The following is a 24,454-nucleotide window of genomic DNA, read 5'->3' as shown; positions in this document are numbered from 1 at the left end:
GTCGCGCTTCGCCCCAAATCGGTCTAAGACCTGCTCTTAAGGAGCCTGGATGATCGACCTGTTTCGCAGCGAAAATGTCGTTGTCCGCGCCGTGCCTGTGGAGGACGTCAGCCGCTGGGTCGTGACGTTCGACAACTACGGCATCGGTCACGGCTTTGACCGTCCTGCATTTGGCGAGAGCTTCCTGCGTCACGCCGGGGTCTCTGCGGTTCATGTGATGGGCAGTCGCGAGGAGTGGTATCAGTATCGGGAGATGGCCGAGGTCATGGCCGCGGTGCGCCGCATCACAGCTGGCGCTGAGCGAGTGATGACCTATGGGTCGAGCATGGGCGGCTATGCAGCAATCAGGTTCGCCGATGCCGCCGGCGCCCACGCCGCTCTGGCGATATCACCCCAGTACTCCATTGATCCCGCCAAGGTTCCCTTCGAGACGCGTTGGCGTCAGGAGGCTCACGGCATCCGGTGGTTGCCGGAAATCGACGGTCCCATAAAATGCGGCTGTACGCCGATTATCGTCTTCGATCCCACCGGCGACGATCGCCGTCACGTTGAGATGATCGCGGCGGAAACGGCGATCGAGCGTATCGACCTTCCCCATAGCGGGCATCCCTCCGCGACCTATCTTTCTGAGCTGGAGTTGCTTGGGCCTCTGGTCCTGCAGACCCTGTCAGGCGCCCTGAACGTTGCGGGCTTTCGTGCTGATGCGCGGCGACGAAAACCGCAGTGCCCAGCCTATCTGTCTCGTTTGGCGGAGCTGCAGCCCCCGCGTCGCGCCGATCTGGCCCTGGCTCTAGCCCGTCGAGCTAACAATCTTGCGCCGGCCAACCCGATCGCGCTGGCGGCCGTGGCCTCGCTCCTTGGCCGACTGGGAGAACATGAGCAGGCACTTGCCTATCATGATGTACTGTCGAACGTCACCGAACGTGCGCCGAACTATCTGGTCCTGCGCGCTCAAGCCCTTGTCGATGCAGGCCGGCCGGATGAGGCGCGCGTGCTGGCCAGGGAGATCGTGGCGACCAGTCCAGACACTGCAAATCTCTGGGCTTGGCTGGGCCATATAGAATGGCAGTGCGGCGCGCATGGAGCTGCAATAAAGGCGCTGGAGCACGCCGTAGGCCTGTTTCCGTCGCACGCTGACTATCAGCTGCAGCTTGACCACTATCGGGCAAGCCTCCCTTTAGACACGGAGGCTTTGCCAAAAGGGGGCCTGGCGCGCGTGGTCAGGACGGCGAAACTTTGGCTGCGCAGGGGCGCAGCGGCTAGTCAGGCTGACGTCGATAGCCCTGGGTAAACGATCACCACCACCTGAAGCGACTGCACTCCCGGCATCGAAGGCCTCTTCCCGGAAAACGGGAGAACACCCTGCGTGGAAGCGACTAGACTCCCCGCTGCACGATGATCCCGAACGAGGTTGTGGAGAAGCCCGAGAGCGCCATCTGAAGGTGCGGCTGCTCCCGGTAGGGCGGAAGATCGATGAAACGGTCAACCTCTCCGTCGCCCGGATTGAAGTCGAACGGCGCTACGGTATGCCCCTGTTCAGTAAGGCGGGCGGCCAGCCTTTCAAAATCTCTGCGTCGGAACAGCACCGTGCCGAGATTGTCGACAGTCTCTTCATTTGAGCTGGTGTTGTACTCGGTCGTGTGGATTGCCCAGCCGCCCGGTTTCAGGCACTGGATCGACCGCTCGATGAAGGCGAGGCCATGCTCGATGGAGCCAAGGTGCTCCAGCGCGCAGGCTGACCAGCAGAAGTCGAAATCAACGAATTCAGCCGGCACGTCGTTCATGTCGCAAGCCTGGAACGACACGTTTTCGGTGAAAAGGTCGTCGGGGCAGACGGCAGGCTTTCGCAGAGCCTCCTTGCCGACAGCATGTTGGTTGGTCAGGGTCCAGCCCATCGCCTCCGCCATTTCAACATCCATGTCGGTCGCGAGGATGCGGCAGTTTTGGGAGGCGAAGAAGGCGCTTAACGGTTCAGAGCCGACGCCGAAACCGAGGCCTCGGGCGCCCGGCACCACGGCACCGCGTTCCCAGAGCGCCTGGCAGATAAAGACGAATTCCCACAGCTTGCGATGATAGCGCAAACCTTCGCAAAGACGCCCGCTCCAGTATGAAAAATAGGGGGTCTTAAAGCTCTCCTGACGGCACAGTGTGCTGTTGGGAAATGCGAAGCTCCCCGGCTCGCCTTCTATCATGGGCGGCTGACCGTACCATGCCGCTCGATCAGGGAGGGCGAGACTGTTGTAAAGCAGCCGTGTTTCTCGGCGATGTTCTTCCATCGCCAAGGTTAGGGCGTTGATTTGGCTAAACGCGGCCTGAAACTTGTTGGTGACCTGCTCTGCTTGGCGAGTTTTCCTGCGCCAGAACTTCAAGGGGTTTATCAAAACAGTCTCGCCTGGAAATTTCTGAAAGCCCACGAGGCCTCGTGCCACGCTCGTATCGATTTGCGGCGCCGCGGGAAAGGCTTGACTGCCTTTTTTCAAGCCGACGTTTGTGAGGCGGCGGGTGGCCATTCACCTGCCCGGCTGAGCGCGCTGAGGCGGGGCTTGTCGATCTGGTCGCCGATCCAGTGGGCGGTTTCGATCATCTGGTCGAGGTCGTAGCCGGTCGAGAAGCCAGCGCGTTCCAGCATGTAGACCAGGTCTTCACTGGCGATGTTGCCGGTCGCCCCGGGGGCGAAGGGGCAGCCGCCGATGCCGCCGACGGAGGCGTCCAGGATGTCCACTCCGGCTTCGACGCCGGCATAGGCGTTGGCCAGGCCGGTGTTGCGGGTGTCGTGGAAATGCAGGCGCAGGGTCGCGTCGGGCGCGGCCTTGCGGGCGGCTTCGACTTTTTTCGTCACGCTCCACGGATCGCCCACGCCGATGGTGTCGGCCAGGGCGATCTCCTCGACGCCCAGGGCGGCGATGCGGATGACCAGTTCGCTGACCTGCTCGACCGAGACCTCGCCGTCGAAGGGGCAGCCCCAGACGCAGGACAGGGTGGCGGTCAGCTTGGGGGCCGCGCCGGGCGCGCCTTCTGCGTTGCGACGACCCGCTATGATGTCGGCCAGCATCTGCACCTGCTGGTCGACGTTCAGGCCCTGGTTCTTCAGGCCGAAACCGTCGGTGGCGGACATGGCGACATTGACCTCGTCCACCGCCGTGCCGAGCGCGCGGTCATAGCCCTTGCCGTTCAAAACGAGGCCGATACGGCTGCCGCCCTCGGCGGGGGGCAGGGCGGCCATGACCTCTTCGGCCCCGGCCATCTGCGGCACGTATTTCGGGTGGACGAAGCTGACGGCCTCGATGCGCCTGGCGCCCGCGGCTTCCAGGCGGCGCACGAAGTCGGCGCGGACGGCCGGCGTCAGCACGGCCTTTTCGTTCTGCAGGCCGTCGCGCGGGCCGACCTCGACGATCTGGATGAAGCGACCCATCAGCGTGCGCTCCGTTCGCCGGCGCCCGCTGGCGCATAGACGGTGAGGCGTACGTCGTCGCCTGAGGAGTAGTTGTGGCCGCTGACCACGCCCACGGCGCGCCCGGCGGCGCCGAGGTCGGCCAGGGCGCGGCGGAACTCTTCGTCGTCATGGGCCTCGACGATGGCGGGGCGACCCTCGGCCAGGGCGCGGGCGGCGCCGGGGCCGTCGGTCAGCTGGGTGTCGCGTCCGGTCAGGAAGACGAAGCTGGGCTCATGGAAGGTGGTGATGGCCACCGGTCCCGGATAGCGGCCCTGGGCCGGGCTCAGCTCGGCCGATTCCAGGGTCTTCACCAGACGCGGGGCGATGGACAGGGGGCGCAGCTGGCGGATGGTCCCGGCCAGACCGGCGTGGGCGATGACGCCGCACGCGATGGCGGCCAGCACCCCGGTGATCGCCGCCCGGTTGACCAGAAGGAAGCCGCCGACCGCTGCCGCCATGACGGCGAAGACGATGGTCACGGTGGCCCAGGTCTGGGCCGTCGAGCGCCCGAACTCGGTCAGGCCATAGACGGTGATGGCGCAGATGACGACAGCGGCGAACAGGCCCAGCAGGGCGCCGGAAATGCGCGAGATCTTGCCGATCGGCTGGGTCAGGGCGGCGGCGGCCAGCAGGGCGATCGCGCCGAAGGTGGGCAGGGTGTAGTGCCACAGCTTGGTCGGGGCGATCTCGAACATCAGCCAGGCTGGGACCAGCCAGCAGACGGCGAAGCGGATGGCCGGCTCGGCCCGCCGACGCCAGCCCGTCGACAGGGCGGCGGGCAGCATCAGGGTGACGGGGAAGAGCAGCAGGGGCGACAGCAGAGCGTACATGCCGATGAAGCCGCCATGGCTTTCGTGGGCGCCGGCGATCTTGGGCGCCAGGTCCCCGCCGATGGCCTCACGCCAGAAGCCGCCATCGGTGGCGATGGTGATGGCGATGGCCCAGGGCCCGACCAGCAGGGCCACCAGCGGCAGCCCCCAGCCCCAGCCCAGCTTGCCCAGCCACTTGATGTTCCGGTCCCAGACCGACAGGGCGATGATCGACAGGGCCACGACCAGCAGGCCGATCGGCCCCTTGATCAGAATCGACAGGCCGATGCCCAGCCAGAACAGCAGCTTGTGCCAGCGCACCGGCTTTTCGCCCGCCCGCGTCGCCATATAGATCCGCGCCAGCGCCGCCATCGACAGGGTCGTCAGGCCGCACAGCATGGCGTCGGTCTTGGCGATGCCCGCCTCGGACGACAGCAGGAAGGTCGCGCCCAGCATGGCGCCCGCCAAAAAGCCCGCGCGATTGCCGAACAGGGCCGCCCCGGCCCAGGCCACGGCCCAGGCGGCCAGCATGGCGCCGAACAGCGACGGCAGGCGATAGGGCTGGATGTTACGGTCCTCGACATCCGAGGTCAGGCCGACGGCGACGGCCTGCATCCAGTAGATGCCCACCGGCTTCTTCCAGCGCGGCTCGTCCTGGAAGCGGATGTCGACATAGTCGCCGCTTTCCAGCATCTGCGCGGTCGCCTGGGCGAAGCGGCTTTCGTCGCGGTCGAGCGGCGGCAGCAGCATCAGGCTGGGCAGGCCGGCGAGCAGGGTCAGCAGGGCCGCCAGAACGGGGCCGCGCCAGCCGGCGATGAGGTGATCCAGGTTCGGGCGGTTCATGGCGATGTCGTATCACGCCAACGCCGCCCCCCGGAAGCTTCAGCTTCTAACCTCTTCGCGCGGCCCGGTTTTCCTAAGGCCCGGCGATGCGCTACAGAGCGACAAATGACCGACAGCCCTGCTTCTAACCCTGACATCTCCGTCGTTGTGCCTGTGCATGACGAATCCGGCGCCGCCGTGCCTCTGGCGCGCGAGATCGCCGAGGCGTTCGACGGTCGGTCCTATGAAATGATCTTCGTCAACGACGCCAGCCGGGATTCGACCCTGGCTGAGTTGCAGGCGGCGATGGCGGAACTGCCGACCCTGCGGGTGCTGTCGCACGCCACCAATGCGGGTCAGAGCCGGGCCGTGCGCACCGGCGTCCTGGCGGCGCGCGGCGACATCATCGTCACCCTGGACGGCGACGGCCAGAACCCGCCCGCCGACGCGCCGCGTCTGGCCGACGCCCTGATCGCGGCGCCGCCCAATGTCGCCCTGGTCGGCGGGGTGCGCGCCAAGCGTCAGGACAGCAACGCCAAGCGTCAGGCCTCGATCTGGGCCAACCGTATCCGCAGGAGGCTGTTGTCCGACGACGCCGACGACACCGGCTGCGGGCTCAAGGCCTTCCGTCGCGACGTCTTCCTGCGGCTGCCCTACTTCGATCATATCCACCGCTACCTGCCGGCGCTGACGATCCGCGAGGGGTATGAGAACCGCTATCTCGAGGTCGATCACCGCCACCGTGAGGTCGGGCGGTCGAAATACACCAACTGGGGTCGGCTGCGGGCCTCCTTCTCGGACCTGCTGGGCGTGATGTGGCTGAAGTCGCGCTCGCGGCGTCCCGGCGCGATCAGCGAGTTCTGACCCAGCCATTCGGGTCTTGGGGGCCATATGGCCGCGCGTCGGAAACCGGGTTAAGCAGGGCGATCTGGAGGGACCGCCCATGCTGATCGCCATACCCCTGCTGGTCGTGCCGGTGGTGATCTACAATCTGGTGATCCTGCTGGGCGGAAGCGCGTCGGACGCGGTGCTGGGTCAGGCCTCAGTGCTGAGCGAAGTCCTGTTTCGCGTGCCGATGACCTCGGGCGCGGTCTGGAGCATCAGCGTCGGCGACCTGATCCTCTTCCTGTCGCTGATCCTGCTGTTTGTCGAACTGCTGAAGTCGACCTCCAGCCAGCGGGTCGCCATCGTCAATCACGCCCTGTCGATGGTGCTCTTCGTCGTATGCCTGGTCGAGTTCCTGCTGCTTTCGGAGTTTGCGGGATCGGTCTTCTTCCTGATCCTGACCATGGTGCTGCTGGACGTGCTGGCGGGCTTCATCGTCACCATCATCGCCTCGCGGCGCGACTTCGACATGAACCCGCGCTGGCCAAGGCGGTGCTGAAGGACGTGGCGGCGGGCGCCCCATCCCTCGACCTCGATCCCTCGACGGCGGCCATGCTGACCCGGCTTCTGGAATGACCGTTGTCGTCCCTATATCGTAGAAAAGGGAGGACCTTACGTTACTGGTTGGTTCCGTGGCCCAAGCCTAGCTGAAGGCGACGAAGACCAGGGCGACCACCGTCACGTCGAACAGTCGGGCGGCGAGGTTGAGGACGGCCATGGGCGAAACTCCGGTCGAAGACGCCGGAGCCGTCGCAAACGCCATGCCATCAGGCGTAAGGCGGCTAGACCTCGGTCTGTCTCGCCCTGCCCACGCGGGGGCGCCGGTCGCGCTTGCCTGAGTATTCCGCGCCCAGATAGGTCGAGCGGGCGGCGTCCAGCACCGTCGGACCGCCCTTCAGGCCGCGCTTCTGGCCCTTCTGGCCCAGCACCTGGGCGGCGAAGAGCGCCGGGGGGGCGAGCGGCGACACGGCAGGCTTTGCCGGGGAGGCGGCATGATCGACCCGCTCACCGGCCGGAACGACGGCGCGCGAGGCCTCGGCCGCCTTGGCTTCGGCGGCGGTCCGGCGGTCGCGTTCGCGCCGATCGCCTTCGCGGCGCTCGTGCACCGCCTGGCCCTCGATCGGGCTGATCGGGCGGATGCCGTCAGTCACTTGTCGGCGCCGGCCAGGCGGTCGATCTGGGCGCGCATCTCGTCCATCTGACGCCGCATCTCGTCCAGGGGCGAGGCGGCAGGCGCGGCTTCGGGCTCAGGCGTCTTTTCGCCCTCGCCAGCGGGGCGGCCATAGGCGGTCATGCCCGGGAACATCTTCATGGCGCGCTCGAACATGGCCATGTTCTGGCGCACGGCTTCTTCCATCAGGCCGCCGCCGGGCGTTCCGGCGAAGGCGCGGCTGAACTGGCTGCGCAGCTGCTCCTGCTGGCGGCTGAAGCTGTCCAGCGACATCTCCAGATAGGAGGGCAGGACCGACTGCATCGAGTTGCCGTAGAAGCCGATCAGCTGGCGCAGGAACTGCACCGGCAGCAGGGCCTCGCCGCGGCTTTCTTCCTCGAAGATGATCTGCGTCAGGATCTGGCGCGTCAGCTCGTCATTGGTCTTGGCGTCATAGACGACGAACTCGATGCCCTCGCGCACCATCTTCGCCAAGTCTTCCAGCGTGACATAGGCGCTGGTGGCGGTGTTGTAGAGCCGCCGGTTCGCATACTTCTTGATGACGATGACGCCGTCACGGGTTTTTCCGCCCTCGGATTTCTTGTCGTTCACGCTTGTTCTCGCGTTGTTGCAACGCCGCACTATCACGCGTTGCGCGCGCGAAGGCCAGAGGGCGCCGTCAGGTCAGGCCGCGCCGGGCGCCAGGACCACCCCGATCAGGATGGCGGCCCAGTGCACGCCGGCCCCGGCGACGACGAAGCCGTGCCAGATGGCGCGGCGGAATTTCACCTTCTGGCTGATGAAGACGAAGACGCCCGAGGTGTAGATCAGCCCCCCTGCGACCAGGAGCCCCAGAGCCAGAGGATGGACCGTCTCGATCATCGGCTTCAGCGCGAAGATCGCCACCCAGCCGAACAGGACATAGACCCCGCTCCAGAAGACGTCGGAAATGCGCGGGGCGAACATCTTCACCGCCACGCCCGACAGGGCCATCAGCCAGACGGCCAGGGTGAAGCCGATGGACCAGGCCCCCTCGAACCTCTGGGTGGTGAAGGGGGTGTAGCTGCCGGCGATCATCAGGAAGATGGCCGCCTCGTCCAGGCGTCGCAGCACCGGCCGGGCGGCGCATGGATGGGTCTGGTTGTAGATGGTCGAGGCCGTCAGCATGGCCAGCAGGCAGACGGCGTAGATGGCGGTGGCCACCACGGCGCTGATCCCGCTGTAGAGGCCAGCCAGCACCGCCAGGATGACCCCGCCGACCGCCGCCAGTCCCAGGCCCACGATGTGCACCCACAGATCGGCCAGTCGTTCGGCGCGCGACTGATAGTGCTCGATCATGTCGAGGTCGTCGGGCGTGCACACCCGTCGCGCCAAGGATTTCAGCCGCACCAGCATCACTCCTGAAAAGCGTTCGCCGTGGGGATCGTTCCCGTCAGATTGCGCCCGGATGATGACGAAGTGCTGAACTTCGCACTTGCGAGAGGTGACGCGGAGTGTGCAATGCGGCACAACCTCGATCAGAATTTCTCCCCGGAGTGAATATCATGACTGACGTAGTGATCGTTTCTGCCGCCCGCACCCCGGTCGGCTCCTTCCTCGGCGCCCTGTCCAGCCTGCCGGCGTCCAGGCTGGGCGAGGTCGCGATCAAGGCGGCGCTGGAACGCGCGGGCGTGGCGCCTGCCGACGTCGACGAAGTCATCCTGGGTCAGGTGCTGCAGGCGGGCGCCGGCCAAGGTCCGGCGCGTCAGGCGTCGATCGGCGCCGGCCTGCCCAACGAGACCCCGGCCTGGAGCCTGAACCAGCTGTGCGGCTCGGGCCTGCGCGCCGTGGCCCTGGCCTATCAGCAGATCGTCCAAGGGGACGCCAAGATCGTCGTCGCCGGCGGTCAGGAAAGCATGAGCCAGTCGCCCCACACGGCCCAGCTTCGCAATGGCCAGAAGATGGGCGAACTGGGCTTCAAGGACAGCATGCTGCAGGACGGCCTGATCGACGCCTTCCACGGCTACCACATGGGCCAGACGGCCGAGAACATCGCTGAGAAGTGGTCGATCGACCGCGCGTCGCAGGACGCCTTCGCCGTCGCCTCGCAGAACAAGGCCGAAGCCGCCCAGAAGGCCGGCAAGTTCGTCGACGAAATCGCCCCCGTCACCGTCTCGACCCGCAAGGGCGACGTGGTCGTGGATCAGGACGAATACATCCGCCACGGCGCCACCATCGAGGCGATGGAGAAGCTGAAGCCCGCCTTCGTCAAGGACGGCTCGGTGACCGCCGCCAACGCCTCGGGCATCAATGACGGCGCCGCCGCCCTGGTGCTGATGTCGGCCGATGAAGCCAAGGCGCGCGGCCTCGAACCTCTGGCCCGCATCGCCTCCTGGGCCACCGCGGGCGTCGATCCCTCGATCATGGGCACCGGCCCGATCCCGGCCTCGAAGAAGGCGTTGGAGAAGGCCGGCTGGAGCGTCGCCGACCTGGACCTGATCGAGTCCAACGAAGCCTTCGCCGCCCAGTCGCTCTGCGTGGTCAAGGAGCTGGGCCTCGACCCGGCCAAGGTCAACGTCAACGGCGGCGCCATCGCCATCGGCCACCCGGTCGGCGCCTCGGGCGCCCGCGTCCTCACCACCCTGCTGCACGAGATGAAGCGTTCGGGCGCCAAGAAGGGCCTGGCCACCCTGTGCATCGGCGGCGGCATGGGCGTGGCCCTGTGCGTCGAGCGCTGAGGCTTCGCCTCACAGGTTGATAAAGCAAAAGGCCGGCGGATCGCTCCGCCGGCCTTTCTTCTGTCCGAAGCGGATGGATCAGAAGCCGCGTCGCCAGCTGCCCAGAAGGGCGTAGCCGGTCGGGGCGCCTGCGCGGTGCTGTTCGTCGCGGCTGGCCACGGCCTCCAGTTGCAGGGTCGACCCGCCGGGCAGGGGGTGCAGGCTGCGCACGGCGAAGTCGATCTGGCGTCCCGAGGGGCTGGCCGAGAACCGGCGCTCGGAGAAGGTGATCGGGTCGAAATATTCCAGCGGCACATCGGCCAGGAAGGCGCTGAAGGTCCCGCTCTCGATCCGCAACGGCTGGGAGATCTCCCAGGTCAGACGGCTGCACCCCAGCGCCCAGGACGGGCAGTCCGATTGCAGGGCCATGCGCCAGGTCGAGCTGACGGCGGCGCTGGACAGGTTCAGGAACCGGCCCTCGATCTCGGTGCGGCCAAACCCGGCCTCGCCGCTCAGCACCAGGCCGTGACCCAGGGCCAGATCGCCGCCGAAGGCCGCAAAACGGGTGCGCGAGGGCAGGGCGAAGTCCGAGCGCGTCGGCATATAGGCGCCCAGCGGCCCCATCTTCTCATCCAGCGCCCCCATGCTGAAGGACAGGCCGCCGTGCTCGCCGCGCCAGTCCAGCGCCGCGCGGGCATAGGAGGACACGTCCTGTTCGATCGAACGCAGCGGGGCGCGGCGGTCGCCGGCGCCGGTCTCGGCGCTGAGGGTCAACGGACCGAAGCCGAGATCGCCGAGGTTCATGGCTCCGCGTACGGCGTGGTCGGCCTGGGCCAGAGCGGCGAAGCCGTCGCCCGATCCGGTCCGGAAGGGCGAACGCGATCCGCCCTTGCCTTGCCAGGCGGCGAAGGACATGCGCCCGGCGGTGATGTCGAACAGGGCCTCCTGCTTCATTTCGTCGCCCAGCCAGGGGGCGTCGAAGGGCGTGTAGCGGTTCAGGATCGGCTCGGGCGTCGCGACCGGCGCAGCGGCGACCAGCGACAGCTTCGCCCCGCCGGGACCGGCCATCGTCACCTGTGACTGGCGCATCGGCGTGGGGTTTTCCGGCTGATAGCTGCGACGCGGGGCGATGCGCCAGGCGGCGCCCATGTCGATGCGGAACAGACGTTCGTACTCGTCATAGCCGATGGAGTTCAGGGCCTGGGTGCGGCCCATGGCGTCGCCGAACGGACCGCCGACATAGGCGCCCGGCTCGATGGCGACCCGCACCGCCGATCCGGCGGCCTGCGGCGAACGGGTGGCGCCGACCGGCTGGAAGGCCTGTGCGATGTCCAGCAGGCCGCGCCCATAGACGCCGTCCTCGCCCTGGTCGCCCGCGTCGCGCGCCGTGCGTAGCAAGATGTCGACGGCTTCGCGGCCTGTGAGGTTGGGAAAGGCCTCCAGCAGCAGGGCCAGGGCCCCCGCCACGGCCGGCGAGGCGAAGGAGGTGCCGTTGGCGACCCAGCAGGAGGTTCCTTCGCAATCGGTGTAGATCTGAATCCCCGGCGCGGACAGGAAGTAGGTCCGGGAAACGCCGGCGCGGTTGGAGAAGTCGGCGATCTGATCGGCGCTGTCGTGGGCGCCTGTGACGATGATCCCGCCGGCGAAGCGGGGGTCGCTGGCGTAACGTCCCGGCCATTCGGGGTTGGCGCCGGCTTCGTTGCCGGAGGCGATGGCGAAGACCACTCCGGCGTTGATGGCGCGCTGCAGCGCGGCCTCGAAGGCACCGCCCAATGGGCCCTCGCCGCCCAGCGACAGATTGATGATCTTGGCGCCGTTCTGAACGGCGTAGTCCAGGGCTCGGGCCAGATCGCCGCCCCTGAAGCAGACCGTGTCCTCGGGCTTGTCGCAGTCGCTCACATCCGCGCGGATGGACAGAATGGTTGAGTTGTAGGCGACCCCGACCGTGCCATAGCCGTTGAAGGCGGCGGCGATGACGCCGGACACGCTGGTGCCGTGGCCGTCGGGGCCATGTGGCTGGTTGCGTCCAGAGATGATGTCGGTTGAGTGCGGCGAGATGTTCACCGCCAGATCCTGGTGGTCCAGCTTGATGCCGCTGTCGACGACGCTGACCGTGATCCCCCGTCCCGTCGCCCCGGTCTGCCAGGCGGCGATGGCGCCCGTATTCACGACGCCGAAGTTGCGCCGGTACTCGGCGGAGCTTTCCGAAGGCGACGCGGGTGGAGGCGGCGGCGGCGGAGGCGGCGGCGGCGGAGGCGGCGGAGGCGGAGGCGGCGTCACGATTCCGCCGCCCCCGCCCCCGCCGTTCCCTCCGCCACCCCCGCCGCAAGCCGCCAAGGAAAAGGCCGAGAGGCAGACCAGGCCCACCGAAACCGCCGCGCCGCGCAGATGCCTGAAGACCACTTCTCACCTCCCCCGAGTTCAGGGGTCATTAGGCCATAGTTTGCAGCCTTGGCGAGCCCGTTTCAGGGGAGGTGCGGAGCAATTCTCCGTTTGTGGCCTAGTCGCGCAGCAGTTCGTTGACGCCGGTCTTGGCGCGGGTCTGGGCGTCGACGCGCTTGACGATGACCGCGCAATAGAGCGACGGGCCGCCGTTCGGGTCGGGCAGGGCGCCCGGCACCACGACCGAATAGGCAGGAACCTCGCCGCGGAAGACTTCACCTGTGGCGCGGTCGACGATCTTGGTCGAGCCCGACAGATAGACGCCCATGGCCAGGACCGCGCCCTCGCGGACGATGACGCCCTCGGCCACCTCGGCGCGGGCGCCAATGAAGCAACCGTCCTCGATGATGGTCGGGTTGGCCTGCAGGGGCTCCAGCACGCCGCCGATGCCGGCGCCGCCGGACAGGTGGACGTTCTTGCCGATCTGGGCGCAGGAGCCGACCGTGGCCCAGGCGTCGACCATCGAGCCTTCATCGACGAAGGCGCCGATGTTCACAAAGGAGGGCATCAGGACGACGTTCTTGGCCACGTGCGCCCCGCGGCGGACGACGGCGCCCGGCACCGAACGGAAACCGGCGGCCTGATAGTCGGCGGCGCTCCAGTCGCCGAACTTGTTGGGCACCTTGTCCCAGAAGGGCCCGACGGCGACCGGATGATCGGCCGACAGCGGCAGGGTCGGGGCGTGACCCGCGCGCATGATGATGTTGTCGTTCAGGCGGAAGGACAGCAGCACGGCCTTCTTCAGCCACTGGTGCGTGGTCCAGACGCCGTCCTCGCCGCGCGTGGCGACGCGGGCCTGACCGGAGTCCAGCAGGGCCAGGGCGGTGTCGACGGCGTCGCGCACCTCGCCGCGCGTGGCGGCGGAAACCTCGGCGCGGGCCTCCCAGGCGGCTTCGATCACGGATTCCAGATGGGTCAGGTCGGTCATTGCGGATCTCCGTCCAGCATGGCGGTGGTCAGGAAGGGGCCGAGGGAGGCGGCCCGGTGTCGAATGTGTTGGCCCTCGGCCGTGAAGGCCTTGGGCCCGACCAGAACCGTGGTCATGCCGATGGCGTGCGCCGGCTCCAGGTTCTTGGGCGTGTCCTCGAAGAAGCAGGCGGTGGTCGGATCGACGCCGAACCGGGCCAGCATCTTGTCGAAGGTGCGCGGGTCCGGCTTGGGGACCAGGTCGGCGTCTTCCAGGGCGAAGACCCCGTCGAAGAAGGGCGTCAGCTCCAACCGCTCCATCACTCGCCGGGCGTGGCCGATCGAGCCGTTGGTGAAGATCAGGCGCGGGCCGCTCAGGCGCTCCAGCGCGGCGTGCAGGCCGGGATCGGGCGTCAGCACGTCCAGAGGCACGTCATGGACCTCGGCCAGGAAGTCGTGCGGGTCGATCTGATAGTGCATCATCAGCCCGGCCAGCGAGGTGCCGTAGTCGTGCAGATACCCCTTCTGCACGCTCAAGGCTTCCGCTGAGGGCAGGCCGGAGGTGCGCACCACATAGGCGTTGATGCGCTGCTCGACCTGTTTCAGGAACAGGCTTTCCGGCGGGTAGAGGGTGTTGTCGAGGTCGAACACCCAGGATCGGACGTGGCGCAGGTCGGCGCCGATCTCGGTGCTCGCCGCCAGAGGCTGAGTGGTCGCTTCCGCCGTCACTGGGCCTTCACCAGGGTGCCGGCGCCGAACTCGGTGAACAGCTCGACCAGCATGGCGTGGGGGCGGCGCCCGTCCAGGATGACCACGGCCTCGACGCCCGCGCGGACGGCGGCCATGGCCGTCTCCAGCTTGGGAATCATGCCACCGTTGGCGACGCCGGTGTTGATCAGGTTTTGCGCCTCTTCCAGGTTCATCTGGCGGATGATCTCGCCGTCCGCGCCTTTCACGCCGGCCACGTCGGTCAGCAGCAGCATGCGCTTGGCGCCCAGCGATCCGGCGATGGCGCCCGCCACGGTGTCGGCATTGACGTTATAGGTCATCCCGTCCTCGGCCACGCCGATAGGGGCGATGACCGGAACCCAGTCCTCGGTCTCGGAGGCGATCAGGCCCTTGATCAGCTTGGGATCGACCTTGGTCGGTTCGCCGACGAAGCCCAGATCGACCTCGTGCTCGATCATGCTGTCGGGGTCGCGCTTGGTGCGGCGAGTACGCTCGACGGTCAGCAGGCCGGCGTCCTTGCCCGACAGGCCGACGCCGCGCACGTCGGCTTCCTTGCCCGCTACAGTGATCCAGTGGGCGATCTCTTTGTTCACGGCGCCCGACAGGACCATTTCGGCCACCTGCATCGTGTCCTTGTCCGTCACGCGCAGGCCGTCGACGAAGGCGGATTTGACTCCGGCCTTGTCCAGCATTGCGCTGATCTGCGGCCCGCCGCCGTGAACCACCACGGGGTTCACGCCCATCAGCTTCAGCAGCACCACGTCAGCGGCGAACTGTTTGGCCACGGCGCTTTCGCCCATGGCGTGGCCGCCGTATTTGATGACCACGGTCTCGCGGTCATAAACCTGGATATAGGGCAGGGCCTCGGCGAGCGTCTTCGCCGTCTCCCAGCTGCGTTCCTCGGATTGCCGTTCAGTCTCTTGCATGATGGCCGCTCGATAGCGGCCAAGGGCGCGCCTGTCACGACGAAACCGGGGCGGCGGTGGGGCGTTTGCCCCCATGAGCCCGTCCATCGCCCCCGCAGAGATCGACGACCGTGACCTCGGTCCGGTCGACCCGACGGATCCGGCGTCTCCGCAACATCCCGACGCTAGCCTGTGCCCTGAGTCTCAGGGGATCGGCGCGCTGACGACCGGCGAGACCTGCCCGGTGTGCGAGGGGACCAGCAAGGCGGTTGGCCGCACAGGCGGTGGCCAAGGCCTCCGACGGGCGGCTACCGGCCTCTGCTCGGTTCCGACGCTGTCCTGCATTGTAACCAACCTGCCTTGCCTGCTGGCCAGATGCTTCCAGAATCTGCAAATTCTTGGTCAAGATGAGCCATGTCATACCGCCTGCCTTCCGATGCCGAAATCGAGCACCTTCTTGCGGACTTGAGGGGGCTAGGGCGAACCGGTGAACGCGCCGCCGCCCTGGTCCAAGTCCTTCAGGATCGGTTGGACGATCTTATCCCAGCCAATTTGAGCGACCGGGAAGTGGCGGGCCGTCTCGCGAAGCTCAGCGGCGATTATCTCGATGCAGCGCTTGGTCTGGGGTCCTCACCGCGCGAATAGGCGTTCGCAAGCGGTGCCTGGAGTAGCCTCCGTCCAGCAGGCAATGGCGCGCTGTCGGCGTGGCGATCATTGAACGTGCGAGATGTCCAGAAGGGGGACTTGATAGATGCGCTCGCCTGCCCGGGCTGGTGTTGCTCATAATTGCGGAGTGACCGGGCGGCCTGGGCGATGACCTTCTGCTTGGAGGCCTAGGCGACGATCATATCGAAGACCGAAACAGTGCGAGGGATATACGGCGCTGTTGAGAAGAAAAAGATAGGCTGAGCGTCACCCGTAGTTTTGAGACGTTCTCCTCTGTAAGCGCCTGAATATATGTGACGTGCCCCTGAATTTTCATCCAGCGGCGACCAGAGTCCTTGGGTTAGTTACGCCTCGCAGCGTGGGATGAGCAACAGGCCGGACCGCGCAGCTTTCATCCTGCGCAGCGGGTCGGCCTGTTGCGGTCAGACTGGCGGCAAAAGCCTCCGGGGTGAGGTAGCCGATCGATGAATGCGGCCGGCGGGTGTTGTAGTCCAGCGCCCAGGCGGCGACCTTCTGGCGGGCGTGGTCGAGGCCGAAGAACAGGCTTTCGTTCAACAGTTCGTCGCGCATCCGCCCGTTGAAGGATTCCACAAACCCGTTCTGGGTCGGCTTGCCCGGCGCGATGTAGTGCCAGTCGACGCCTTGATCCTGCGCCCAGGCCAGGATGGCCGTGGACGTAAACTCCGTGCCGTTGTCGCTGACGATCATGGCAGGACGGCCCCGCCGAGAGATCAGCGCTGTCAGCTCTCGCGCGACGCGGCGTCCCGAGATCGAGGTGTCGGGGATCGCCGCCAGGCACTCGCGGGTGACGTCGTCGACCACGTTGAGAATGCGGAAGCGGCGGCCCGTGGCGAACTGGTCGTGCACAAAGTCCAGCGACCAGCGGGCGTTCGGCCTGGCCTCGACCAGGATCGGCGCCCGCGTGCCTATGGCGCGACGACGTGAGCGGCGCTTGCGCACCGTCAGGCCTTCCTCGCGATAGAGCCGGTAGATCCGGTTCTTGCCCGAGGCCTCACCCTCACGTCGCAGCAGCACGAACAGCCGCCGATAGCCGAACCGTCGCCGCTCCACAGCCAGCGCGCGTAGCCGCTCCCGCAGCGCCGTGTCCGGCTGACGGCAGGAGCGATAGCGCACCGATTTGCGATCGGCCTTGATGATGGAGCAGGCCCGCCGCTCGCTGACGCCGAACGCCGCCTTCAGATGGGCGACGGCCTGGCGCATCGCCGCGGGCCTTACCACTTTTTTGAGAGCAGATCATTCAGCGCCGCCTTGTCGAGCATGGCGTCGGCCAGCAGACGTTTCAGCCGGCCGTTCTCGTCTTCCAGGGCGCGCAGGCGCTGGGCGTCCGACACGCTCATCCCGCCGAACTTGGCCTTCCAGGCGTAGATCGTGCCCTCCGACACGCCGTGCTTGCGCGCCAGCTCGCCCGCTTTGGCGCCGGCCTCGTTCTCCCGCAGGATCCCGATGATCTGCTCTTCCGTGAATCTCGCTCGTTTCATTCCGTCCGTCCTTTCAAGGGCCGGACTCTAGCTCCGCGTGGAGGAAATTCTCAGGGGCACGTCATATGTAATGCCATGCAACTCCTGGGCTTGAAGCGCCTGTGTATTCTGCTATTTCCCTGGGTTTGGATAACGGGGGTTCACGTGAACGAATTTGTCACTTTCACGCGCCAGGACGGCTACGCTTTTACTGTCCGGCGCGAATCTGTCGCCGCCTTCATGCCAGCAGGTGGCGAGGGCACGTTGATCTGGCTCAAGGGGGCCGCGGGCGCTGATTTTCAGCACGTCCGGGACAAGGTCGCCAAGGTCCAGAAACTGATTTGCGGCGTTGCTGAAGCGGCCTAGTTCGCCTTCCCAAGATCGGGCTTTGCTTCTGGCGGAGACGATTTGAGCCAACGACGCAGGGGATTGCTGGCCAGGCGAGCGGCTTCGGCCTCTTGCATGGCCCGCAGTTCCCGTTCCAAGCCCGCCACAGCTTGCGTTGAGGCTTCGCGCTCACGGGTGAGATTCTGAAGCAGTTCCGCTTCCTGAGCGTCGCGGACCTTGATATCCGCAAGGAGCTGAAGCTCCCGCGCGTTAGAGGTCTCCAGGCGCGACAGGAGATCCTGCTCGGTCCGCACATGATCTGCGCAGGACGACTGAAGTTCAGCAAGCGCCTGCGTTAGCCCGGCCAAGGCGTCTGACAGAGACTGTTTTTCCTCTTCGAGCGAGGTGATGGTCAGATGCGCGCTCTGCAGATCCGACGCGTGGTTCGTCGCTTGGTCGCTGGCTTGGCGACGCAGGTTTTCAACTTCCAGCGCGACTTGCTTGTCGGCTTCATCGCGTTCGAGAAGCTGGCGTGCAAGGTCTGCGATCTGGGTTTCGGCTTGTCGCTGAGCGCTGATCGTCTCCTTAAGTTCATCCTCAAGGCTCGTCAGGCGTCGTGTGATGACTTCGCCCTCAAGCCTGCAGGCGTCTCGCTCCTGCTCGAGCTCATTCGCCTTGGCCATGTAGGTGTGCAGCAGAGCCTCGGTGTCGGCTCGCGCCATCATCTGACTATCGCGTTCGTGACACGCGACGGCCAGTTGAGATTTCAGGGCTTCCACCTCCGTCTGGAGTTCGACGTTCCAGTTGAGGCGTTCACCCTCGAGACCGGCCAAGGCCGGGCCATAAATTCTGACAGTGCGGTCGAACTCGGCGCGAATGTTGTCGAGCGTCGTCTGCGCTGAGTTGGACGTGGGATCCTGATGCAGGACCTTGAAAGCATCCCACGCCAGTTTGATCCATTCAGGAGCGTGGGAAGGAATCTCACGATCATGCACCGAGCGACGAAGCTTGACGTCAAGGAATGTATCGACGGCCTCCGCGGTAAAATCTGACCAACCCGGAAGACTCGCGCCCAATCGCTCGGTTGCGAGAGAAAGTTCGGCTCTCCAGTCGTTCAGGAAGTCTGACCAGTAAAGAAAATGTCGGGGCGTTTGCCGGGTGGCCGCTTCAGCGTCAAGCACATGGCGCAGCCATAGAAGAAGGCCTCTCGTTTCGCTGAAGCCATCCCTCTTCGACAGGGATGCCGCGACCTCGATGGGCGACCTCAGAGGGGTCAGAACGAGGGGCTGATAGCCCGAGCTTTTGAGCGCCCCATCCCAGATGGGAAAGAGGCGACACAGCCGGGGATCTTTGAAGGTGATCAGCGGCCGCCCGCCGAACTCGGCGGCGATGAGCTCTGGCAGATCGCCTGCCATAGCTTTCCCAGTAACGGATTTGCGCCAGCCTGGGTTTATGGGCCGCCAGTCGCTCCAGGAGGAACCTGCCGACTGCAGAATTCGGTCGCTGGCGTGAACCAGCGGCAGGCTCTCCCAGTATCCTTTTGGATTGTCTGGGTGGTCGGGCATCAGCGTGGCTGGAGCGCTCGCTCCCAGATGAGCCAAGGCGCCGGCGACGGACGAAGTGCCGCTCCGGTGCATGCCCAAAACCAGCATGGCCTGCTTCACGATGTTCCTCCGACTTCACCCAGTAGCGACCTTTACGAGAAGAGCGGAGCTTCGTCGCCTGGTCGGCCGAGTTTTATGCTCTCGCCACGGCCCAGGGATTGGCCAAGGCGCTTTGATCCAGGCTTTCCAGCACCTGGCTCAGGCTGAGGTCCCGATATCCGTCGAAAGCTCGCGAATGGGATGAAACCCACTGAGGGTTTTTACCAGGATCTGCCAACAGCGCCTCGCTCCAATCCTCATGCAGATCGCTCAACTCAGCATCATCCCATGACGTCTTCGCGCCGTCATCGTTGCGTCCGCGCGTTTTGGATTCATGGTGGATGGCTTCCAGCGCGGGCTCATAAAGGACAACCCGACCAGCCGCTCGGGCGCGCATGCACAGATCGATATCATTATAGCCCACGGCCAGCCTCTCGTTGAAGCCGCCGACTTGTTCAAAGGCGATGCGATCCACGGCCATCAGCGCACCAGTGACCGCAGTGACCTGTCGCCGGCGACGCCAGCGGTTGAGGGGGCCGCCTGCAAGGGACGGAGCGCCCAGACCCTCATGCACCGGCCTCCCTCTGTCAGCTCCCATGACCACGCCGGCGTGTTGGACAGTATCGTCAGGGTAGAGAAGTCTTGCACCCATGACCGCCACTTTAGGATCGGACAATCCCACGCGCACCACGTGGTCCCAGCCGTCGGTCAAAAATTCAATATCGTTATTAGCGAAAACAAGGATGTCGTGCCTGCGACCGGCCACCGCGAGGTTGTTGAAGCGCGCCCAATTGAAAGGCTCATCCAAGGGAAGAACCTCGATATCGCCGCTTTCAGCCCGCTCGGACAGAAGCGAAAGCGTCTGGGCATCCGCGCTGCGATTGTCGAGCACGAGGACATCCACGTCCTGAGGCTGGGCTGTGCGCCTTTTCAGGCTATCCAGGCAGGCCTCGAGCAGGCTCGCTTGGTCACGGGTCGGTATAACCACGAGAATTCGGTCTCCCGTTAGTTCTGCGACGGCGTGCGCAGCAGGGAGCATCGAGGGTTGGGCCGGAGTGAAGTCCTCGGCGATTCTCCGACTGCTCAGAACACGTGGCAGGTGAGCGACTGGCAGCGCAGCTCGCAGTGAGGCGACCAGCGTCTTGCGACGCTGGTCAGCGCCCAGGTCTGCGTCCAAAGCCTCCAACATGAGAGACTGCGCGCCACGGTCGACCAGGAGGCTGAGGGGAGGCTCAGGCGTCGTTTCTTGATCGCGTATATCCGGCATCGAGTGCAACGCCGGAGCGCTGTGGACTTCTCCGTAGCGCCAATCGTGCGTGTGGTGATCGTGGTCGGCGTAGATCACGTGAGCCTTTGTGCGGGCTGAAGCGTATCTGAACCACCCCACTGCCTCGCGGTCCAGCCGGCAGCCCGCCTCGGTCATGAGCACCAGGTCCGTCGTGAGCAGAGCCGCTGTGCTGGCAGGCGCCTGGTCGACGAACGCGATGCGGGGGTCCTGGCGAGCGAAGCTCGATACGGGATGTTCTTGCAAGGCGGCGGATGCGCGAACGATCGCCGTCCATTCGGTGTCACGCTGATCCAGCAGGCTGGTCAGGGTGAGGCGCACCGACGATGGCGTCGCGCCCCCGGCTTCGATCAACACCGTGAGACTTTGGCGGCTTCCAGCGGCCGGAGGCGGCTGGATAGGGAATGAACGCCGGAAGCTGTCGTAGGCTTCTACCGGATAGGTTGAGACGCTGACCCAGTCGCGGATCGCTTCAAGATTTTGTTCCAGAACTCCGCTGATGCGCGACAGGCCCTGGGTGATGGCGGCTTGCCCATACTGACTTTCCGGCAGGAAATTTCGGCCGCCAACGGCGATCAGCTCATTTCGCGCGAGCCTGGATTCAGGATCCAGGCGCAGAGCTTCGACATAGGCTTCGATCGCTTCGTCGCGACGGCCCTGCATCTTGAGCACATGTCCCAGATGCAGTCTGAGTTCGCTGTCGGCCGGCCTGTTAAAGCAGGCTGTGCGATATGTCGCTTCGGCTTCAGGCCAGCGACCGGCTTCCTTGAAGGCATGCCCCATCTGAACGCGAATGGGCCAGTTGTCGGGCGAAAGGGCCAGAGCCAGAGCGTATTGCTGGACCGCTTCATTCCAATCCTGTCGATCACGTGCGGCGTCGCCCGCCGCAGCAGCCTTGACGGCTTCATTGGCTGGCGTTGGCGGCGGCGGCGGCGGCCTACGGCCCGTGATCTTGCGATAGCTGCGGGCCAGCCATTTGGAAGCTGTCATCAGATTGCCGCCTGATGAAAGTCGCTGTCGGCAGCCGGAATGAGCCGGTGCTTCGCCAGCTCCGGTGCGGCAGGCGTTGGGCGGGCGGGGCGCACGCGGGCGGGCCAAGCTTCATAGTGATCAAGGTCTGAAACAGAGGAGACAGGGACTGGCGTCGGAGCGTGCAGATCTGCTCCACCCAACCATCCCGCCCAACGAACACGGAAAGCGCCGTAGGGGAGGACTACGGGCGCCAATGTGGTGCTGCCGAGTACGGTCTGGGGATCGACAAGGATCTGACGGCCAGTCCGCGATATACGCAGGCAGAAGTCGATACTGCCCAGGTCGATCGGAATAGTGCTGTCCAGGCCGCCCGCGGCAAGGAAAAGGTCGCGTCGCATGACGATGCAGTCGCTGGCGGCGGAGGCGTTGTGAAGCGCCAGCAGGGTATCGTTCTGGCCGCGTGTTCTCGACTTGGCGGCCTTCAGCAAGGCGTCATGGCTGCGTCGACGAAGCTTGCCCTCGCCCCGAGCCAGGCCCGCGCTCTGCACAAGGCCGGATCGATCAACCAGAATGGGAGAGACGGCGCCAACGTCGGGCCGTACGGCGATGGCGCAGAGCCTGTCCAGCCAGCCGCCGGCTTTCGGCTGCACGTGGTCGGCGAGCAAAGCCACATGGTCATAGGTGTCGCCGGTTTCGACGACATAGGCGTTGACGCGCGATGACAGGATTTCGCCCCCCGGCACGGTGAGGGTTCGGATGTGGCCTTCCATGGCCGCGAGGTAGTCACGGCACGTCTTGCTGGCGTCATCGGAATGCATGACGACCAATACGTCGTCATGGCTGCGGAGCGTGGTCCGCAGCGTGGCGTCCACGCAATGTTTGAGCTGAGACAGGTCTCCAGCCCCAATGACCACAATCAACCTGCGACCGTCATGCGGCGTAGCTGTGATTGTCCAGGCGCCCGGGCGCGATCCTTCCGAGACAGTGGCCGCGCTCCGTGAGCGCCGAAGGTAGCTTTCGAGCGTCCGGTGAACGCTTGCGGCGTGATGGTCGCCTTGAAGCTCGGTTGACGGGTTGGTGCGCGTCAGCGCTGCGGGAACGTGGGCGACATCATCGCCGGATTCGAGGCAGCGAAGGGTGAACTCCAGATCTGCATCGCCATCCGAAGTTTCTGCTTGGCGGCTGGCGGCGATGGCCAGGTCGCGGCGAGCTGCTACGTCGCCGAGCAACGAGGGGAATGCCAGGAGATGATCGAGTGAGAAGGCTGGACGGTTAATGAACCTTTCGACCGATTCCGGACCGTGGCTGCAAACCGCCTCATCCCAGTAGATAAGCGCCGGCTTCCCACGGCCCGCGTCTAGGATGCGGAATACGGCTTCCGGTTCGAGGACAGTCGATGGCCGGATGGCGGCGACGTAGTCGCCGGATGCGGCGGCGCAACCTGCGACGATCTGGGCGGTGCGGCCCTCGTCGGCCGCAACCAGGACCTTTATCCTGGAGTCCTTGGACGCGTACTTGGCCAACTGGTTCGCAAGATTGGCATCTGGTGCGGGCGCGTGGACCAGAAGCAGCTCCCACTCTTCCGACCATTGACGCATGAGGCTTTCCGCCAGACGGCTCACTTCCCCCTTCTCAACCTGATGCAGCGCAACCACGAGCGACAGGCGCGCGCCGTCTGATTCCGATCGGATTCGGTCCTTTAGCGCTGCCAACCCAACCTTTGACAGACTGTCATTGCGGACCATCCACTGCCGGGCGGATTCGGAAACGCTGGCGATCAGGGGAGAGCCCGCAAGAGCCTCTCCCGTGGGGCGCAGGCGTGCGTGAAGTCGCGTTTGTCTCGCCAGGTCAATCTGGCCGCGTAAATTGATCTGAAATCCGCTAGGGCGCGCAGATACGCCGGCCCGGCGCAGGTCGGGGCGATCAATAAGGCCTTTGGCGACCGCGATCACCTTGTCGCCTTCAAGGATTTCCACTTCAGCCGGTCTGTGAGGGTCTTCTGGATTGGCGATCCAGCCCGACAGTATCCCATCCTCAAATTTTTCCAGAGCGCCGGCCAGTTGAACCAGAGGTGTGTGCGACGCGACTGGCGAAGAGGGAAGGGTCTTCGTCGCCAGTTCGCGCGCCGCGTCTGGATTGCCGTCGACAAGAAAACTGCGATTGTAAAAATCTATCGCCGAACGGGTATCGCCAACCAGCTTGGCGAGGTGACCTCGACTTAAGAATAGATCCGCGCTGGCCCCGTTCAAGCGATGCGCTTGCTGATAGGCGCCCTCCGCCTCATCGTAGCGACCGGATTCTTTCAGGGCGTGTCCCAGTTGAACCCAGATATCGAAATCCTGAGGGTTGCGATCGACATGTCGCCTGTAGGCGGCGGCTGCACCGCTCCAGTCGCCGCGCTCCCGTGCCGCGTCGCCTTGTCGTCTGTCGGCTGCATCCGACTGCCTTGCCTTCCGGACGGTCCGCGCGACCAGTTTTTTGAGTTGTTTCATGTCTTTTGCCTCGCCCAGCCTTGGCGCAATGAATGGTTCCGATTAGAGGCTAACGGGAGTTTGACAAGTCATGACGCTATTAAACGTCCCGCTTGGTGTTGGCTTGGCGACCAGCATGAGATCATGGGGCGCCCTTTGCGATGGATACGGGGGCGTAGGGGCCGACAATGAGCACATTAACGGATATGCAGCTTCGCTTCTGGGTTGAGCGCGGCTATCTCATCGTGAAGGCGGCTTTTTCATCGGCCGATATTAATGGGCTGCGCGACTTGACGGAAGCCGGTCTCGTCAGTGCCGAGGCCCGACGGCGCTTCAGATCACTTCTGGACGAGGTGCTCCAGTCGGTGGTGAGGGATCTTGTTGGGGAAGATGTCGTCACGCTTGATGTCGCCCGTGACGGTCCCGCATCCAGACCTTTTCATTGTGATACGTGGCGTGCGCCTGGTGCGGGCAATCAGGCCATCTCCATGCTTGTGGCGCTCACAGATATAGCCGGCGAAACGGCGCCGCTCTTTTTTCCGGGAAGCCATCGTTTCGCCAGCGCGAGCAGCGGGTCTAAAGACCGCACATCAGATGAAATGGTCAGGCTTGCAACCTGGCTGGCGGATGATGGGCAAAAGGCGGTTGGTTTGACCTGCGCCGCGGGAGATATCTGGGTTCGCCATCCAGCTCTTTTCCATGGGTCTATGTCAGGCGGCGTCGATCCATGGCTGGGTCTGGAAGCAAGATGCATGACGAAAGCCGGGCTGACCCAACACCCGCCGACAGCGGATATTTTCGGATCAGCATAATGTCCCCAAAATTGGTCCTGGTC

The 24,454-nt window shown here is 65.2% G+C and carries 20 protein-coding genes; 6 read left to right on the top strand and 14 right to left on the bottom strand.

Annotated features, from left to right (window positions below; all coding sequences use genetic code 11):
* The first annotated feature begins 49 nt into the window (after window positions 1-49).
* On the top strand, window positions 50-1,291 hold the full coding sequence (locus tag ACR9FL_RS15060; protein ID WP_436356184.1) for a tetratricopeptide repeat protein: 1,242 nt from the start codon (window positions 50-52) through the stop codon (window positions 1,289-1,291).
* Between the two features lie 85 nt (window positions 1,292-1,376).
* Here the strand turns inward: ACR9FL_RS15060 and ACR9FL_RS15055 are convergent, their stop codons facing one another.
* Genes ACR9FL_RS15055 through ACR9FL_RS15045 form a run of 3 tightly spaced genes read right to left on the bottom strand, consistent with a single transcriptional unit; the run spans window position 1,377 to window position 5,085 of the window.
* On the bottom strand, window positions 1,377-2,510 hold the full coding sequence (locus ACR9FL_RS15055; RefSeq protein ID WP_436356183.1) for a class I SAM-dependent methyltransferase: 1,134 nt from the start codon (window positions 2,508-2,510) through the stop codon (window positions 1,377-1,379).
* Window positions 2,477-3,412: a hydroxymethylglutaryl-CoA lyase gene (locus tag ACR9FL_RS15050; RefSeq protein WP_436356182.1), complete on the bottom strand. Its 936-nt coding sequence runs from the start codon at window positions 3,410-3,412 to the stop codon at window positions 2,477-2,479. The genes ACR9FL_RS15055 and ACR9FL_RS15050 overlap by 34 nt, the downstream gene beginning before the upstream one ends.
* Complete coding sequence (locus ACR9FL_RS15045) at window positions 3,412-5,085, bottom strand: ArnT family glycosyltransferase (protein ID WP_436356181.1); 1,674 nt, start codon at window positions 5,083-5,085, stop codon at window positions 3,412-3,414. The genes ACR9FL_RS15050 and ACR9FL_RS15045 overlap by 1 nt, the downstream gene beginning before the upstream one ends.
* Window positions 5,086-5,190: 105 nt before the next feature.
* Here ACR9FL_RS15045 and ACR9FL_RS15040 point away from each other — a divergent pair, with 105 nt between their 5' ends.
* Both ACR9FL_RS15040 and ACR9FL_RS15035 read left to right on the top strand, forming a co-directional pair.
* Window positions 5,191-5,928 carry a glycosyltransferase family 2 protein gene (locus tag ACR9FL_RS15040; protein WP_436356180.1) on the top strand — a complete coding sequence of 246 codons (738 nt, stop codon included), beginning with the start codon at window positions 5,191-5,193 and terminating at the stop codon, window positions 5,926-5,928.
* A 79-nt stretch (window positions 5,929-6,007) separates the two neighbouring features.
* Complete coding sequence (locus ACR9FL_RS15035) at window positions 6,008-6,448, top strand: hypothetical protein (RefSeq protein ID WP_436356179.1); 441 nt, start codon at window positions 6,008-6,010, stop codon at window positions 6,446-6,448.
* A 283-nt stretch (window positions 6,449-6,731) separates the two neighbouring features.
* Here the strand turns inward: ACR9FL_RS15035 and ACR9FL_RS15030 are convergent, their stop codons facing one another.
* From ACR9FL_RS15030 to trhA, 3 genes are all read right to left on the bottom strand, one after another.
* The gene (locus ACR9FL_RS15030) at window positions 6,732-7,100 is read right to left on the bottom strand and encodes a hypothetical protein (protein WP_436356178.1); all 369 of its coding nucleotides are present in this window, start codon (window positions 7,098-7,100) and stop codon (window positions 6,732-6,734) included.
* Window positions 7,097-7,711, bottom strand: coding sequence for a polyhydroxyalkanoate synthesis repressor PhaR (phaR, locus tag ACR9FL_RS15025; protein ID WP_436356177.1), 615 nt, complete (start codon window positions 7,709-7,711; stop codon window positions 7,097-7,099). The genes ACR9FL_RS15030 and phaR overlap by 4 nt, the downstream gene beginning before the upstream one ends.
* A 72-nt stretch (window positions 7,712-7,783) precedes the next feature.
* Window positions 7,784-8,494, bottom strand: a complete 711-nt coding sequence (gene trhA, locus ACR9FL_RS15020; protein ID WP_436356176.1) for a PAQR family membrane homeostasis protein TrhA — start codon at window positions 8,492-8,494, stop codon at window positions 7,784-7,786.
* Between the two features lie 149 nt (window positions 8,495-8,643).
* On the opposite strand from trhA, the gene ACR9FL_RS15015 reads away from it, so the two are divergent.
* Window positions 8,644-9,816, top strand: coding sequence for an acetyl-CoA C-acetyltransferase (locus ACR9FL_RS15015; protein WP_436356175.1), 1,173 nt, complete (start codon window positions 8,644-8,646; stop codon window positions 9,814-9,816).
* A gap of 78 nt (window positions 9,817-9,894) precedes the next feature.
* Here the strand turns inward: ACR9FL_RS15015 and ACR9FL_RS15010 are convergent, their stop codons facing one another.
* The 5 genes from ACR9FL_RS15010 to ACR9FL_RS14990 form a co-directional block, all read right to left on the bottom strand.
* Window positions 9,895-11,964, bottom strand: a complete 2,070-nt coding sequence (locus ACR9FL_RS15010; protein ID WP_436356173.1) for a S8 family peptidase — start codon at window positions 11,962-11,964, stop codon at window positions 9,895-9,897.
* A gap of 331 nt (window positions 11,965-12,295) precedes the next feature.
* Entirely contained in the window at window positions 12,296-13,165 is an 870-nt protein-coding gene (gene dapD / locus ACR9FL_RS15005) for a 2,3,4,5-tetrahydropyridine-2,6-dicarboxylate N-succinyltransferase (RefSeq protein ID WP_436356172.1), read from the bottom strand.
* On the bottom strand, window positions 13,162-13,872 hold the full coding sequence (locus tag ACR9FL_RS15000; RefSeq protein WP_436356171.1) for a pyrimidine 5'-nucleotidase: 711 nt from the start codon (window positions 13,870-13,872) through the stop codon (window positions 13,162-13,164). The genes dapD and ACR9FL_RS15000 overlap by 4 nt, the downstream gene beginning before the upstream one ends.
* Window positions 13,869-14,798 carry an acetylglutamate kinase gene (gene argB / locus ACR9FL_RS14995; protein WP_436356170.1) on the bottom strand — a complete coding sequence of 310 codons (930 nt, stop codon included), beginning with the start codon at window positions 14,796-14,798 and terminating at the stop codon, window positions 13,869-13,871. The genes ACR9FL_RS15000 and argB overlap by 4 nt, the downstream gene beginning before the upstream one ends.
* A 957-nt stretch (window positions 14,799-15,755) precedes the next feature.
* A protein-coding gene (locus ACR9FL_RS14990; RefSeq protein ID WP_138141362.1) for an IS3 family transposase occupies window positions 15,756-16,942 on the bottom strand; the annotation gives its coding sequence in 2 pieces (ribosomal slippage) (window positions 15,756-16,681 and window positions 16,681-16,942; 1,188 coding nt in all).
* Window positions 16,943-17,086: 144 nt separating this feature from the next.
* On the opposite strand from ACR9FL_RS14990, the gene ACR9FL_RS14985 reads away from it, so the two are divergent.
* Entirely contained in the window at window positions 17,087-17,287 is a 201-nt protein-coding gene (locus tag ACR9FL_RS14985; protein ID WP_436356169.1) for a hypothetical protein, read from the top strand.
* Here ACR9FL_RS14985 and ACR9FL_RS14980 read toward each other — a convergent pair.
* From ACR9FL_RS14980 to ACR9FL_RS14970, 3 genes are all read right to left on the bottom strand, one after another.
* Window positions 17,284-18,912 (bottom strand): hypothetical protein, encoded by a 1,629-nt coding sequence (locus ACR9FL_RS14980; RefSeq protein WP_436356168.1) that lies wholly within the window; start codon window positions 18,910-18,912, stop codon window positions 17,284-17,286. The two genes, ACR9FL_RS14985 and ACR9FL_RS14980, sit on opposite strands and share 4 nt — an antisense overlap.
* Before the next feature lie 73 nt (window positions 18,913-18,985).
* Window positions 18,986-21,166: a tetratricopeptide repeat protein gene (locus tag ACR9FL_RS14975; protein WP_436356167.1), complete on the bottom strand. Its 2,181-nt coding sequence runs from the start codon at window positions 21,164-21,166 to the stop codon at window positions 18,986-18,988.
* On the bottom strand, window positions 21,166-23,640 hold the full coding sequence (locus ACR9FL_RS14970) for a tetratricopeptide repeat protein (RefSeq protein WP_436356166.1): 2,475 nt from the start codon (window positions 23,638-23,640) through the stop codon (window positions 21,166-21,168). Before ACR9FL_RS14970 ends, ACR9FL_RS14975 begins: the two co-directional genes overlap by 1 nt.
* A gap of 167 nt (window positions 23,641-23,807) precedes the next feature.
* Between ACR9FL_RS14970 and ACR9FL_RS14965 the strand changes: the two genes are divergently transcribed.
* The gene (locus tag ACR9FL_RS14965) at window positions 23,808-24,431 is read left to right on the top strand and encodes a phytanoyl-CoA dioxygenase family protein (protein ID WP_436356165.1); all 624 of its coding nucleotides are present in this window, start codon (window positions 23,808-23,810) and stop codon (window positions 24,429-24,431) included.
* Window positions 24,432-24,454 lie beyond the last annotated feature (23 nt).

Origin of the sequence: Brevundimonas sp. CEF1, from assembly GCF_051353055.1 — a bacterium.
Classification (GTDB): domain Bacteria; phylum Pseudomonadota; class Alphaproteobacteria; order Caulobacterales; family Caulobacteraceae; genus Brevundimonas.
This window is presented reverse-complemented; position numbering and strand designations above follow the sequence as displayed.

Excerpts from the sequence above, each read along its gene's own strand:
- argB (WP_436356170.1), bottom strand. The coding sequence starts at position 14,798 with ATGCAAGAGACTGAACGGCAATCCGAGGAACGCAGCTGGGAGACGGCG.
- ACR9FL_RS15050 (WP_436356182.1), bottom strand. The coding sequence starts at position 3,412 with ATGGGTCGCTTCATCCAGATCGTCGAGGTCGGCCCGCGCGACGGCCTG.
- ACR9FL_RS15060 (WP_436356184.1), top strand. The coding sequence starts at position 50 with ATGATCGACCTGTTTCGCAGCGAAAATGTCGTTGTCCGCGCCGTGCCT.
- ACR9FL_RS15040 (WP_436356180.1), top strand. The coding sequence starts at position 5,191 with ATGACCGACAGCCCTGCTTCTAACCCTGACATCTCCGTCGTTGTGCCT.
- ACR9FL_RS15015 (WP_436356175.1), top strand. The coding sequence starts at position 8,644 with ATGACTGACGTAGTGATCGTTTCTGCCGCCCGCACCCCGGTCGGCTCC.
- ACR9FL_RS15035 (WP_436356179.1), top strand. The coding sequence starts at position 6,008 with ATGCTGATCGCCATACCCCTGCTGGTCGTGCCGGTGGTGATCTACAAT.
- ACR9FL_RS15045 (WP_436356181.1), bottom strand. The coding sequence starts at position 5,085 with ATGAACCGCCCGAACCTGGATCACCTCATCGCCGGCTGGCGCGGCCCC.
- ACR9FL_RS14970 (WP_436356166.1), bottom strand. The coding sequence starts at position 23,640 with ATGAAACAACTCAAAAAACTGGTCGCGCGGACCGTCCGGAAGGCAAGG.
- ACR9FL_RS15055 (WP_436356183.1), bottom strand. The coding sequence starts at position 2,510 with ATGGCCACCCGCCGCCTCACAAACGTCGGCTTGAAAAAAGGCAGTCAA.
- trhA (WP_436356176.1), bottom strand. The coding sequence starts at position 8,494 with ATGCTGGTGCGGCTGAAATCCTTGGCGCGACGGGTGTGCACGCCCGAC.
- ACR9FL_RS14975 (WP_436356167.1), bottom strand. The coding sequence starts at position 21,166 with ATGACAGCTTCCAAATGGCTGGCCCGCAGCTATCGCAAGATCACGGGC.
- ACR9FL_RS14965 (WP_436356165.1), top strand. The coding sequence starts at position 23,808 with ATGAGCACATTAACGGATATGCAGCTTCGCTTCTGGGTTGAGCGCGGC.
- dapD (WP_436356172.1), bottom strand. The coding sequence starts at position 13,165 with ATGACCGACCTGACCCATCTGGAATCCGTGATCGAAGCCGCCTGGGAG.